11 protein-coding genes are annotated in these 13,937 nt (G+C 65.3%); 9 read left to right on the top strand and 2 right to left on the bottom strand.

Annotated features, from left to right (window positions below):
- Positions 1–94: 94 nt before the first annotated feature.
- Entirely contained in the window at positions 95–1,681 is a 1,587-nt protein-coding gene (locus RDV64_RS19920; protein WP_309196705.1) for a DEAD/DEAH box helicase, read from the bottom strand.
- A gap of 208 nt (positions 1,682–1,889) precedes the next feature.
- Between RDV64_RS19920 and RDV64_RS19915 the strand changes: the two genes are divergently transcribed.
- Positions 1,890–3,476 carry a gamma-glutamyltransferase family protein gene (locus RDV64_RS19915; RefSeq protein WP_309196704.1) on the top strand — a complete coding sequence of 529 codons (1,587 nt, stop codon included), beginning with the start codon at positions 1,890–1,892 and terminating at the stop codon, positions 3,474–3,476.
- Positions 3,477–3,495: 19 nt separating this feature from the next.
- Here the strand turns inward: RDV64_RS19915 and RDV64_RS19910 are convergent, their stop codons facing one another.
- Entirely contained in the window at positions 3,496–3,789 is a 294-nt protein-coding gene (locus tag RDV64_RS19910) for a hypothetical protein (RefSeq protein WP_309196703.1), read from the bottom strand.
- Between the two features lie 435 nt (positions 3,790–4,224).
- On the opposite strand from RDV64_RS19910, the gene RDV64_RS19905 reads away from it, so the two are divergent.
- The 8 genes from RDV64_RS19905 to RDV64_RS19870 all read left to right on the top strand — a co-directional run bounded on the left by RDV64_RS19905 (position 4,225) and on the right by RDV64_RS19870 (position 13,868).
- Positions 4,225–5,370: an ABC transporter ATP-binding protein gene (locus tag RDV64_RS19905; protein WP_309196702.1), complete on the top strand. Its 1,146-nt coding sequence runs from the start codon at positions 4,225–4,227 to the stop codon at positions 5,368–5,370.
- Entirely contained in the window at positions 5,367–6,458 is a 1,092-nt protein-coding gene (locus RDV64_RS19900; RefSeq protein WP_309196701.1) for an ABC transporter ATP-binding protein, read from the top strand. Before RDV64_RS19905 ends, RDV64_RS19900 begins: the two co-directional genes overlap by 4 nt.
- Positions 6,459–6,535: 77 nt before the next feature.
- On the top strand, positions 6,536–7,918 hold the full coding sequence (locus RDV64_RS19895) for an extracellular solute-binding protein (protein WP_309196700.1): 1,383 nt from the start codon (positions 6,536–6,538) through the stop codon (positions 7,916–7,918).
- Between the two features lie 68 nt (positions 7,919–7,986).
- Entirely contained in the window at positions 7,987–8,928 is a 942-nt protein-coding gene (locus tag RDV64_RS19890; RefSeq protein WP_309196699.1) for a sugar ABC transporter permease, read from the top strand.
- Positions 8,929–8,939: 11 nt separating this feature from the next.
- Positions 8,940–9,764: a carbohydrate ABC transporter permease gene (locus RDV64_RS19885; RefSeq protein WP_309196698.1), complete on the top strand. Its 825-nt coding sequence runs from the start codon at positions 8,940–8,942 to the stop codon at positions 9,762–9,764.
- 4 nt (positions 9,765–9,768) lie between these two features.
- Positions 9,769–10,710 (top strand): acetamidase/formamidase family protein, encoded by a 942-nt coding sequence (locus tag RDV64_RS19880; RefSeq protein ID WP_309196697.1) that lies wholly within the window; start codon positions 9,769–9,771, stop codon positions 10,708–10,710.
- 36 nt (positions 10,711–10,746) lie between these two features.
- Positions 10,747–12,375 (top strand): GMC family oxidoreductase N-terminal domain-containing protein, encoded by a 1,629-nt coding sequence (locus RDV64_RS19875; protein ID WP_309196696.1) that lies wholly within the window; start codon positions 10,747–10,749, stop codon positions 12,373–12,375.
- Positions 12,376–12,644: 269 nt separating this feature from the next.
- Complete coding sequence (locus RDV64_RS19870) at positions 12,645–13,868, top strand: integrase arm-type DNA-binding domain-containing protein (RefSeq protein ID WP_309196695.1); 1,224 nt, start codon at positions 12,645–12,647, stop codon at positions 13,866–13,868.
- Positions 13,869–13,937 lie beyond the last annotated feature (69 nt).

The following is a 13,937-nucleotide window of genomic DNA, read 5'->3' as shown; positions in this document are numbered from 1 at the left end:
GGTCCGCGCGGTGGCGCGAACCCATGGCAATCAAGGTTGACGATCTAGGTTAATGGTCGGTTAACATCCACAGCACGCGCGGGAATATGGCCGCCTATTCGGCCGTATCCTTGCCGCTGTCGCGGCGCACATGGAACGGGCGCAGCAGAAACGCCGGGACGTAGGGCGTCTTCTCGAAGGGCACGCGGCTGTCGCCGTCGTCGTCCTGCCGGCGGTTGCCACGGCGGGAATTGCGGTTCGTATCCGACTTTTGCGCGGGTTCGGCTTGTGCCTGCGGTTGCGGCCGGGCCTGCTCCACCGGCTGCTCTTTCGGCGCTTCCGGTTTCCGCCGTCCACGCCCTTGCGTCTTCGGCTTCGGGGACGGTTCGGGTGCCGACGCTTCAGCGGGCGTCTCTGCCGGCGCAGCGGCGGGGGCTTCTGCTTCCGGCGCGGCTTCGACGGTTTCCGTCTCGGCGGTGCGCTTGCGCGACCGAGTGCGCGGCGGCCGCTTGGCGCGCTCTTCGCGGGCAGGCGTCTCGCTGGACGCGGGCGCCGGAACTGCGGCGGCGGCAACATCTTCCGGCTCGTCCAGCCACGGCACCTTCAGGCTCAGCATCTCTTCGATGCCGGCGATCAGCTTGGCGTCTTCCTTCGGCGCGGCAATGGTGAACGCCTTGCCGGAGCGGCCGGCACGGCCCGTGCGGCCGATGCGGTGGACGTAATCCTCCGAATTGTGCGGCACGTCATAGTTGAAGACGTGGCTGACTTCCGGAATGTCGAGGCCGCGGGCCGCCACGTCGGACGCGACCAGGAGCGTGATCTGGTTCTTCTTGAACCCGTCCAGCGTCGCCATGCGCGAGCGCTGGTCCATGTCGCCGTGGAGGGCGCCGACGGAGAAGCCGTGCCGCTCCAGCGAGCGGAACAGGGTGCCGATGTCGCGCTTGCGGTTGCAGAAGATGATGCCGTTGGTGAGCTCGGTTTCGGCCTTCAGGAGGCGGCGCAGCGTCTCGCGCTTCTCGGACGCGGCGCTGCCGGACTTCACGAACGCCTGCTCGACGGTTTCTGCCGCGGAGGAGGTTTTCGATACTTCCACGCGCACAGGATTGTGGAGGAAGCGGTCAACCAGCGACTGGATCTCCTTCGGCATCGTCGCCGAGAAGAACAGGGTCTGGCGCGTGACCGGGAGCTGCTTGCAGATCTTCTCGATGTCCGGAATGAAGCCCATGTCGAGCATCCGGTCGGCCTCGTCGACCACCAGGATCTCGATCTGCTGGAGCAGCAGCTTGCCGCGCTCCATGTGGTCCATCAGGCGGCCGGGGGTGGCGATCACCACGTCGGCGCCGCGGTCGATCTTGCGGTTCTGGTCGCCGAACGAAACGCCGCCGATCAGCAGCGCCACGGTGAGCTTGTGGTTGGCGCCGTACTTCTCGAAGCTTTCGGCCACCTGTGCGGCCAGTTCGCGGGTGGGCTCCAGAATGAGCGTGCGCGGCATCCGCGCGCGAGCGCGGCCGCGCTCCAGCAGCGAGAGCATCGGCAGCACGAACGAGGCAGTCTTGCCCGTCCCGGTCTGGGCAAGGCCCAGCACGTCCCGCTTTTCGAGGGCGTGCGGAATCGCCTCCGCCTGAATTGGCGTCGGTTGGCTATAGCCTGCGGCTTCTACGGCACTCAGCACCTTGGGGCTGAGGCCGAGGTCTTTGAACATCGGATCAGAAATGGTTTCAGTGTCTCGTGTTTTGGTGCGCGCCGGGGCATCGAACCGGGGCCGCGCACTGGCGCTGCGGTGCAGCATCTACAAAGGTGTAGCTAACCAATAAAATCGCGATGTCAATGCGCGTTTGGCTTTGGCCACCCTGCTCCTTTAAGCCTATCCATTCCCTGCACCCAAGTTGAACACGGCCGCGATCAAAATTATGAACTTCTCGCAACGCAACCTGTACCCCAGCCAGCGCTCCACCAATTTCGGGCGGGCGGCGGTGGCCACCTCCGAGCCGCTGGCCACTGCGGCTGGCCTTGAGGTGATGGCGCAAGGTGGCAACGCAGTCGACGCAGCCATTGCAACCGCCGCCACGCTGACAATCACCGAGCCCACCAGCAACGGCCTTGGGGCCGACACCTTCGCTCTGGTGTGGGACGGGACGGCGGTACACGGCCTCAACGCCTCCGGGCGGGCGCCGGCCGCATGGACGCTGGATCGCTTCAGTGGGATTGACACGATGCCGACCCGCGGGTGGGATGTGGTGACCGTGCCCGGCGCCGTCTCCGCCTGGGTGGCGCTTTGCGAGCGGTTCGGCACCAGAAGCCTTGCCGATCTGATGGCGCCCGCGGCCCGCTACGCCCGCGAAGGGTTCCCCGTTGCGCCGGTGACGGCCGCAAACTGGGCAGCGCAGGCCGATCTGGTGCCGCACGAGAACGGGTTTGCCGCCAACTTCCTGCCGGGTGGCCGCGCTCCCGCGGCGGGCGAAGTGTTCCGCTTGCCCGGCGCGGCGGATGCGCTGGACCTCATTGGCGAGAGCAATGGCTGGGCGTTCTATCGCGGTGCAATTGCCGAGGAGATTGTCGCCCAGTCGCAGGCGGGCGGCGGGGCGCACACCATGGAAGACTTTGCCGCCCACCGCGCGGACTGGGTCGACCCGCTGACCGTGGATGCGCACGGCCTCACCATCCACCAGATCCCGCCGAACGGGCAGGGGATTGCGGTGCTGATCGCGCTTGGCATCATGGACCGGCTCGACCTTGGCGACGAGCCGGACAGCGTGCGTGCCCTCCATCTCCAGATCGAGGCGGTGAAGCTGGCGCTGGCGGATCTCCACGCGCACGTTGCGGACCCCGGCTCGATGCAGCTCACGTCGGCGGATCTCCTCGATCCGGCCTACCTTGATGCGCGCGCAAAACTGGTCGATCCCGGCAAGGCCGGCGCGCCCGAAACCGGCAAGCCGCTGAAGGGTGGCACGGTCATCCTGACGACGGCGGACCCCTCGGGCATGATGGTATCGCTCATCCAGTCCAACTACGAGGGATTCGGCTCCGGCTGCGTCACGCCGCGCTATCAGGTGAGCTTGCAGAACAGGGGCGCAGCGTTCTCCCTCGATCCGGCGAGCCCCAACTGCGTTGCGCCGGGCAAGCGGCCCTTCCACACCATCATTCCGGGTTTCGCCACAAAGGATGGCGCGCCGTTCATGGCGTATGGGGTGATGGGCGGGCCGATCCAGGCGCAGGGGCAGGCGCAGCTTGTGACGCGGATCGCAAGGTTCGGGCAGGGCGTCCAGACGGCGATCGACGCACCGCGTTTCCGGGTGCTGAGCGGCCGTGAGGTGGCAATCGAGGACCACATGCCGGCAGAGACCCTGGAAGGGCTCCGGGCGCTGGGGCACGAGGTTGTGGCGGAGGCGCCCAATGTGGCGTTCGGCTTTGGCGGCGCGCAGGCCATCGTGCGGCACGGCGCGGTGTATGCGGCAGGGTCGGACCCGCGCAAGGACGGTATGGCGCTGGTGCGCTGACCATCCCGGAAGGACGGCCTCAGGCGAAGATGAGGCCGAAACGGACGCAGTGCCCGCCAGGGATCTTGCGCGTCCACGGGTCCGGCGTGATGCGGTAGGTGGTTGCGCTGACCGCATCGCACTTTGCGCCGTAGATGCCGGTCACCAGAGCCGGGACGCGGATGTCGAGGGCCCAGTTGTCCACATCGGCGCCGTCGACAGTGCCGCTCACCTCGACGCTGAGGTGGTTGCAGCTTTCAAGGCGGCTGAGATCGGTCCGCACTGCGATCCCGGTGGTGATGTTGGTTGCGAAGTCACACGGTGTCATGGTCATCGCTCGATCCCCTGTTGGTAAACAAGAGATACGCGATGCCGCCGAGGATGTCCGTGACGGCGGTCACACAACGGGTGAAGCACCAATGCGGCGCGTGGACGGGGCCGGCACACCGTCACCCGGTGCACAACCTTCGTGCTGAAGAATTGCCCTTGAACCGCCCGCCGATACGGCCGGCGTGTCAGAAAACTTGCGGCTTGTCGCGCGCCATCCGCGATTTTTAGCATCGACATCAATGCAATCCCGGCGCGGGGCCGGGCCAATCTGTCTCGGCGCGTTTCGCGCTGGTGGTTGGCACACCCGTTGCATCCGTGCAGCCAGTCATTTGGATGGCGCTGCAAGGGAAGAGTGCACGATGTTGAGCTTGGAAGATGTTGTTGAGGTCTTCCATGCGCCAGCCGCAGAATGGTCTGCCGGCCGGACGGGCCTTCGCCGATGAGCATCGCGCTTGAAGGGCTGGTCAAGGATTATGGCGACTTCATCGCGGTGCGCGGCGTCGACCTCCATTGCGAGACCGGCCAGATGCTGGGGCTACTCGGCCCGTCCGGATGCGGAAAAAGCACGACGCTGAAGATGATTGCCGGGATCGAGGATGTGACCGCGGGCCGGATCCTGTTTTCCGGGCGCGAGGTGCAGGCCCTGCCGCCGGGCGCCCGCAACATCGCGATGGTGTTCGAGGATTACGCCCTCTACGCGCATCTCTCTGTCTTCGAGAATATCGCGTTTCCGCTCCGGGTCACTCACCGGCCCAAGGCTGAAATTGCCAAGCGGGTGGGGGCAATTCTCAAGCTGCTCCGCCTGGAAGACATCCAGCACGACCGGGTGCGCAAATTGTCCGGCGGGGCGCAGCAGCGCGTGTCGATCGGCCGGGCGCTCGTGCGCAAGCCCGAAGTGATCCTGTTCGACGAGCCGCTCAGCCATCTCGACGCCGATCAGAAGGTGCAGCTGCGCTCTGAGATCAAGCGCTTGCAGCAGCTTCAGGGCCTGACTTCGATCCTTGTCACCCATGATCAGACCGAGGCGATCGCGATGTGCGACGTCATTGCGGTAATGAACAACGGCGCGCTGGAGCAGGTGGCTGCCCCGCAGACGCTATACGACACGCCGGCAAACACCTTCGTGGCGCAATTCATCGGCGAGCCGCCGATGAACCTCCTCGATGCCCGGATCGAACGGACCGCCGGAGGGGTGGTGATTGACGGGCCGGGCTGGCGGCTGCCGATCACGGACCGCCATCCCGTGCTGCAATCGATGCCCGGTCGGGACGTGACGCTCGGCCTGCGGCCCGAAGCCTTCTGGCTGAAGGGCAGCGCGGGCCCCGACACGGCCACGAGTTTGACCGGTGCGGTGCGCTTTCGCGAACACCGGGGCGATACCGATGTGCTGCTGGTCGCGCTGGACGACACCCCGGACGGTGCCGAGGAAATCCAGATTTTTGCCGACGTCCCCGGTCCGAGCGCTCTGCGGGAGGGGGACAGGGTCTGCCTGAGCTTCGACGACAGCAAGATCAGCGTCTTCGACCGGGAGAGCGGACGCAATCTGGAGCTGGACGCTGTGGCGGGCGTGGAGATCGCGGCATGATCCACGACGGGCTCCATCTTCGCGGGCTGACGCGGCGCTATGGCAATTCGGTCCAGATCGGGCCGCTGGATCTGGATATCGCCCCCGGTGAGATCGTCGCGCTGACAGGCCCTTCCGGTTCGGGCAAATCGACCACCTGCCGGATGATCAGCGGGCTTGAGCGTCCCGATGCCGGCGCCGTGACGCTGGGTGGCAGGAACATTGCCAGGCTCTCCGTCCCGCAGCGGGGCGCCGCGCACATGTTCGAATCCTACGCGCTCTATTCGCATCTGAACGTCGCCCAGAACGTCGCCTTTCCGTTGAAGGCCCCGAGCCGCCCCAAGCTCAACGCCGCCGAGATCGAGGCGCGTGCCGACGCCCTTCTGGAAGTTGCGCAGATTGCGCATCTGAAGCATCGCAAACCCGGCGAATTGTCCGGCGGACAGAAGCAGCGGGTCGCGCTTTGCCGCTGCCTTGTGCAGGACGCCGCGATCTACCTTCTGGACGAGCCGATCTCGCACCTCGACGCCAAACTCAGGAACGAGCTGCGCGGCTGGATCCGGCGCAGGCAGACCGGGCGCGATGTGCCGACGCTGTGGTTCACGCCCGATGCGATGGAAGCGCTTTCCGTGGCCGACCGCGTGGCGGTGATCATCGACGGCGAGATCGCGCAGTTCGGCACGCCCGAGGAGATCTATTTCAACCCCGCAACGCCGGACGTCGCGCGTCTTGTCGGTGATCCGGCAATGAACCTGATCGAAGGCCGGCTGGAAAGCCGGGACGAGGGCGCGATGGCATTTGCGGCGCGCGGGATCGACCTGATGCTGAACGGCGAGCTGGCGGCGCGCGCCCGCGCTGAGGGCCCGCGGGATGTGGTGCTCGGCATCCGTCCCTCCGCCATGCAGATCGGCGGCGAGGACGCGAAGATCGAGGTCTATTCCTGGGAGCCCTTCGGCAAATACTCGATCATCACCGCCATGCTCGACGGGACCATGGTCCGGATGAAGACGCCGCGGCTCGACCGGTTCGACGCGAACGCGGTTCTCAACATCGCCATCGACCATCAGGGCGTCGTGCTGTTCGACGGCGCGACGCGGCGGGCCATCTGACGACCGGCACCGCGCCGGGGCGAGACGGAAAAACACGACCATCAACAAACCAAGGGTGAGCGACAATGGCGAAGAGAGTGAATCTGAAAATGGGCTGTGCTGCGGGTCTGAGCGCGGTGGCGCTGGTCGCCGCCGGGCCGGCTTTCGCCTGGACCTATGAAGAAGCCGCCGCGCCCTACAAGGGTGTCGAGATCAGCATTCTCGACGAGGTGACGCCGCTGCAGGAGCAGTTTGCCGACATCGTGCCGCAGTTCGAGGAAGAGACCGGCATCAAGGTCAACTATCAGCTGATGAACCATTTCGAGGTCATCAACCGCGGCCAGGCGGACATGCTGTCCGGCCGGGGCGAGTATGACGCCGTGATGGCGCACAGTCTGCAAGTGGGGCTCCTGATGGACGCGGGCGTTCTGTTGCCCATCGAAGATTTCGTGAAAGACGAGAAGCTCGTCAATCCGGAGTTCGACGTTGACGACCTGATCGACCCGGCATTTAAGTCGCTCGCCTATCTGGACGACACGCTCTATTCGTTCCTCAACTGGAATTACAACATGGTCTACTGGGGCCGGAACGATCTTCTGACCCACCCGGACGAGCAGGCCGCCTTCGAAGAGAAATACGGCTACAAGCTCGCCCCCGCGACCACGTTCCAGCAGCTCCACGACATCGCCGAGTTCTTTACCCGTCCGGCCGGCGAAACGCTGGCTGGCGAGACCCTGGACAGCGATTTCTACGGGATCGTCATGGAGGGCATGAATGGCGGCGGCACCTACGTGCCGGTCTGGCAGATCTTCATCAAGAATTCCGGCGGCGACATCTTCGATGCCGATGGCCATCCGACATTCGACACGCCCGAAGTGATTGCCGGGCTCAAGATGTACGGCGATCTGTGGGCGTTCTCACCGCCGGGACAGGCGGAATACTCGCTGATCGACGTTCCCACCGTCATGGGCAACGGGATCGCGGCACAGTCGATCGCCTATTCCGACTTCGTGCTGGGGATCGACCGCGAGGGCGCCTCCGCCCTCCACGGCCAGTTCGTCTACGGGGCACCGCCGACCCATGAGGGCAACGAGGCTTATCACAGCGCAGGCGAGCCCTCCGCCTATTTCATCTCCCGCCACAGTGACAATCCGGAGGCAACCTTCCTCTTCCTGCAATGGGCGGCAGAGAAGAAGACGCAGGAAGCGCTCCTGTCCAGCGGTGTCGGCGTGCCGGTCCGCGACGGGTCATGGGCCGAGCTGATGACCAAGGGCAAAGAGCTGAGCGGCCTTTACGACGCGATGAAGGCAAGCATGGCCGGCATTGAGGCGACGCCGAAAGCGCCGCGTTGGGCGCAGATCTCGGACGCGATGAACCGGGTGTTCCAGCAGGTCGGCCTCGGCCAGCTCACGGCTGAAGAAGCGGCCGCGCAACTGCAGCAGGACGTCACCGCAATCTGCGATCCCTGCCTCATCCAGTAACGCTGCACGGAGCGGGGAGGCGGCCTTTGCCGCCCTCCCGCCCACCCGGCCGGTTGCGAAGGACCGAAATGACCAAGATTTCCGCCCGGCAAAGCAGTGCCGCCGAAACCGCTCCGGTGGATGAGACAGCCGACTACTACCGGGAGAGCCCGTGGTATCCGTATGCCCTGATTGCGCCGACCATGGTGACACTCACCGTCGTTGCCCTGCTCCCGTTCCTCTACATGGGCTGGATCAGCCTGCACGAGGCCCGCTACGGCCAGATCGGCGATTTCGCCGGCTTCTCCAATTTCATGACCCTGCTCGGCGATGCGCGGTTCTGGAACTCGATGAAGGTTGCCGGCCTCTTCGTCGCCATCGCCGTCCCGATCGAATTCATGCTGGGTCTCGTCGGCGCGCTCGTCCTGTCCCAGAACATCCGCTTTCGCAATGTGCTGGTCCCGTTCCTGTTCATCCCGTCGATGATGGCGCCGATTATCGTCGGCCTGGTCTGGAAAACCATGCTGGCGGGGTCCTGGGGTTTCTTCTCCTACAACATCCTCGAACGCTTCGGGATCTTGTCCGGCACCTCGGTGTTCGCCTCGCCGGATCTTGCGCTTTACGGGTTGATCTTCGTCGACGTCTGGCAATGGACGCCGTTCATGGTGCTGACGTTCTTTGCCGGAATGCAGGCTCTGCCGGCCAGCCCGTTCCGCGCGGCCCAGGTCGATGGCGCCAACCCGGTGCAGATCTTCTTTCGCCTGACACTGCCGATGCTGGCGCCGCTGCTCTTCGTCATCGGGCTCTTGCGGCTGATCGATGCCTTCAAGATCTATGACACGATCTACATCCTGACCAATGGCGGCCCCGGCATCACCACCGAAAGCCCATCGGTCCTCGGCTACAAATACACGTTCGACTTCTGGGAGATCGGCACTGCCTCGGCGCTGGCCGTCGTCATCTGGATCATCTTCTTCGCGTTCTGCAATATCTTTTATCAGATCGCGAAGCGCCGGCTGAACGTGTTCTGACAGGACCTTCGATGCAAAATTCCAAATCCCGCAGCCTGCTGTTCACGACCATCACCGTCGTCTACGCGATGCTGATCCTGTTTCCGGTCTTCTGGATGTGGAGCTACGCCTTCAAGAGCGAGGCGGACATGTTCGCGCGCCCGACGGTCTGGCTGTTCACCCCGACGCTAGAGCATTTCGACTACATGATCGAAAACGGGTTCCACCACTATCTGATCAACTCGCTGATCGTCTCGGCGGCGTCGACCGTGCTGGTGGTCATCATCGGCACGCCTGCGGCCTATGCCTTCGCCCGCTACCGGAGCATGAAACTGCGCGATGACCTGTTCCTGTTCGTCCTCGCGACCCGGATGGCGCCTCCGGTCTGCCTCGTGATCCCGTATTATCTGCTCTATTCGAAGTTTGACCTTCTCGACACGTATCTCGGCCTCATCATCGTCTACCTGACGTTCAACCTCTCCTTCTACGTCTGGGTCCTGTCGAGCTTCTGCCGGGATCTGCCGTTGGAGCTGGAGGAGGCGGCCCGGACGGAAGGCTATTCACGCATCGGCGCCTTCGTGAAGGTGCTCCTGCCGCTTCTGCGCTCCGGCATCACCGCGACGGCAGTGCTGTGCTTCATCTTCGCGTGGAACGAGTTCATGTACGCGTTCCTCCTTGGCGGCCAGACGGTTAAAACGCTGCCCGTCGGCATCCCCTCGCTGATCACCACCCAGGGGGTCCGCTGGGGCGAAATGGCCATCATCGGCATGGTCGGGACGATCCCCGTCATGATCGTCGTCTTCTTCCTGCAAAAACACATCGTCCGCGGCCTCACCATGGGCGCGGTAAAAGGCTGAAATCATGGCGCATCACAATCTTCCCGCCACTCCGGAAACCGTTGCCTGGGGCTATTTCGATGCGGCACGCGCCCCTGTCCTGGAGATCGACAGCGGCGACACCGTCACCTTCGAAACCCTGTCCGGGGAACCGGAGGACATGCCGCCCGCCGGGTTCGAGATCCTGCCCGAACACCCCGAGGTGCACCAAAGGTGCGAGCGCGGCCGGGGGCCGCACTTTCTGACAGGGCCGGTCTTTGTCCGCGGCGCGCAGCCCGGTGATGTGCTGGAGGTGCGGATCCTCTCGTGCGAGCTGCGGCAGAGCTGGGGCTGGAACGTCGTCGAGCCGCTGCTCGGCACGCTGCCCGAGGATTTTCCCGAGCGCCGGCTCCTGCACATGCCCATCGACATTGCGGCGGGCACGGTCAAGACCCCCTGGGGCAAGACGCTGCCGCTCGATCCGTTCTTCGGCATTTACGGTGTGGCGCCCCCCGCCGCCTACGGCCGCATCGGCACCGCCGAACCGCGTGAGCATGGCGGGAACATGGACAACAAGGAGCTGAAGGCCGGTACGACGCTGTTCCTGCCTGTCTGGAACGAGGGCGCGCTGTTCTCCACCGGCGACGGGCACGGCGTGCAGGGCGACGGCGAGGTCTGCCTCACCGCGCTGGAGACCGCCATGCGCGGCACATTCGAATTCCACCTTCGAAAGGACATGACGCTTTCATTGCCTCGCGCGGAAACGGCCAGCGAGATCATCACCATGGCCTTCGACCCGGATCTTGATGACGCGGCCAAAACGGCGCTGCGGCAGATGATCGATCTCCTTGCCACCGAGCACGGCATGGACCGGCGCGACGCCTACACGTTGTGCTCGCTCGCCGCCGACATGCGGGTCACCCAGCTCGTCGACGGCAACAAGGGCATTCACACGGTCCTGCCGAAGTCGGCAATCGGGCGCGATTGAGATGACGCGGCCATCAGGTTTCCGATCGGACACTCCATGAACCAGAAAAGCCCCGCTCTCCTGAAAGCCGACCGGGAACGCTACAGCGATGGTCTTCGCGGGACGTACGACTTCATCGTCTGCGGCGGCGGCACCGCCGGCTGCGTTGTCGCGCGACGCCTTGCAGAAGATCCGTCGGTGACGGTCCTTCTGCTGGAGGCCGGCGGATCCGACCTTGTGCCGTCCGTGGTCGACAGCACGCTGTGGATGTCCAACATCCAGTCCGAGCGCGACTGGTGCTACAGGGCTGAGCCGGCTGACAGCCTGAACGGTCGCACGCCGGTGCTGCCCATGGGCAAGGTCCTGGGGGGCGGCTCGTCGATCAACGGGTCGATCTGGGCGCGTGGTCACAAGCACGATTACGATCTCTGGGCCGAACTGTCCGGCGATGAGGGGTGGAGCTACGAGAACGTCCTGCGCATCTACCGCAAGATCGAGGACTGGCAGGGTCCGCCCGACCCCGAGCGCCGGGGGCAGGGCGGATTGCTGAACATCCTCCAGCCCACTGACCCGGTTCCGCTGGTGGCCGGGCTGATCAAGGGCGCCGAAGCGATCGGCATTCCCTTCGTCGAAGACATCAACGGCGCGGCAATGGAGGGCGAGGGGGGCTGCGGGCTCGCCAACGTTCTGGTGCAGGACGGCAACGAGCGCGTCTCGATGGCCGCCACCTATATTCACCCCTTCATGGGCCGGCCCAATCTCGACGTGAAGCTGTGCGCCGAGATCGTCTCGCTGACGCGCGAGGGCAAGCGCGTGACCGGGGTGAACTTCGTCCACCGGGGCCGGCAATATACCGTTGCCGCGTCGCGCGAAGTGATCCTGAGCGCGGGCGCAATCAACACCCCCAAACTTCTGATGCTGTCGGGGATCGGCGATGCCGGCAAACTGGGGCGCCACGGGATCGAGGTTGCTCAGCATCTGCCGGGTGTCGGGCAGAATTTTCAGGATCACATCCTTCTGGCAGGCTGCTGCTGGGAGTATTTCACGCCGGAGCCGCCCCGCAACAACGCGGCGGAGTTCGTCTTTTACGCCAAAAGCCGCCCGGACCTTCCCACGCCCGACCTGATGCCGGTGCTGGAAGAATGCCCCTTCGGCTCCGAGATCACGGCGGCAGAATATGATCTGCCGAAGGGCCCATCCAGCGCATGGACGCTGGCGCCGGGCCTTGCCCGCCCCGACAGCCGCGGGGAGGTTCGCCTGGCCTCGGCCGACTGGCGCGACGCGCCGCTGATTGAGGCAAATTTCCTCAGCGCGCAGACGGACCTCGATGCAATGGTGGCTTGCGTGAAGATGTGCCGCGAAATCGGCAATTCTGAATTTTGCGCGCCCTATCGCAAGCGCGAACTCATGCCGGGCAACCTCGGTGGCGCTGAGATGGAGGCCTTCATCCGCGACGCCGCCGGCACCTATTTTCACGAGAGCTGCTCGGCGAAGATGGGGCGGGACGACATGTCGGTGGTGGACGGAAAGCTGCGCGTTTACGGCGTGGAGGGGCTGCGCGTCGCGGATGCCTCCATCATGCCGGAGATTGCGACTGGCAACACGATGGCGCCGACGGCAATCATCGCTGAACGCGCCGCGGAAATCCTCGTCGCGGCGCACGGCCTCAGCCCGGAAAAGCGTTGAGCTGAACGGGTCCCCGCGATGTGGCGGCGTTCGTGCTCAGGCGGCTGGGCTGAGTTGCGGCGGTACTTGACGGGCCAGGGAGATTGGTACGCCGGCGGGGGCTCGAACCCCGGACCGTTCGATTAAAAGTCGTTCTGTTCTGGTACTCGCCCACCGAATTCCACCCCCGAAACGCTAGATTTTCTGCCGCTTTCGCGCTAACTTCGGCTAGCGGGTGGCCGACCCTCTAAGACGGCTGACCGTCTTTAATCCGTCTTAGGAGGGGCGGCGTGAAGTTTACGAAGGACGCCATCGAGGCGCTGCCGTTCGCCGAGCAGGGGCAGGTTATCGTCCGCCACGAAGAGGAGCCGGGCTTCTTCCTGGTCGTGGGAAAGCGGACCAAGACCTTCACCGTGCAGGTGGACACCATCGACCGCTTGGGCAGGCGCGTGACGCGGAAAAAGACGCTCGGCCGGCATCCTCAGATCACTGTCGCCGACGCCCGGCGGGCAGCGCGGGCAGCGCGGGTGGAGCTGGCCGAGGCGAGTGCGCCCAAGACGCGGCGGCTGACCCTGGGCGGCGCGCTGGACGAACTGTTTGCCGGCCTCGACGCAGACGTTGCTGCTGGGCGGCGGTCGACCAACACGGTGACCTACTACCGGTGGGGAGCGGGGATCCTTGCGGACTGGCGTGATGTCCCGCTCGCGCGGCTGTCGGAGAACCCCGCCGAGGTCCGGCAGCGGCACGCCGAGGTTGCGGCCGCCCGCGGTCAGTCCGCGGCACGGGCCGCCGTCGTCACCCTCCGTCGCGCCTATAACCTCGCGTTCCGTCAGCGGCTCGACCCCGAGCTACCAGCCTACAACCCGGCGATGGCCGTCCGGCTCGACGCACCGCAGCGCCGCTCGACCGCGCTGGACGGGGCAGCGCTCCCGGCTTGGTTTGCGCAGCTCGACCGCCTAGACAATCCTCTCCGCCGCGCGTTCCACGCGCTAACACTGCTCACAGGCAGTCGGCCGGGTGCGCTCGCCGAGGCCCGTTGGGAGCACATCGACTTGGCGCGCCGCACTCTCTTTATCCCCCGCCCAAAAGGGGGCGAGCGGCGGGCATTCAAGGTTCCGCTTAGCCGCGAGGCATCGCGGTGCCTGATCCTCGCTCGCCGGGCGGGCGCGGTGCTGTTCCCGGGCTCGCCCTGGATCTTCCCGGCGCAGAGCAAGAGCGGCCACATCGAGGAATGGCGGGAGGACCGCAACACGCTGAGCCACTGGGGCAACGACCTGCGGCAGAGCTTCCGGACGTTCGCCGCCACCGCAGGCGTTCCCAAGACTGACTCGATGGCCCTCATGAACCATGCATTCGGCGACGTACATGACGGCTACCTCACATTGCGTGCGATGACGCATCTCCGGGCCGAACAGCAGCGGATCAGCACCCATGTGCGCCGCCTCGGCGGAGACCCACAGCTGCTGCGAGATAAGGGTGCGCCCTTGCCTTCCACCGCGCGCACGCGTAGGTAGAAGGGGACTACACAACCCCGGCCGGCCTTAGCGGGACGCGCCGATTGACCGGGGGACCCCGCATGCCCT

It is taken from the genome of Acuticoccus sp. MNP-M23 (assembly GCF_031195445.1).
Lineage (GTDB): Bacteria > Pseudomonadota > Alphaproteobacteria > Rhizobiales > Amorphaceae > Acuticoccus.
Note: the sequence above shows the minus strand (reverse complement) of the source record. Positions and strands in the feature narration are given on the sequence as shown.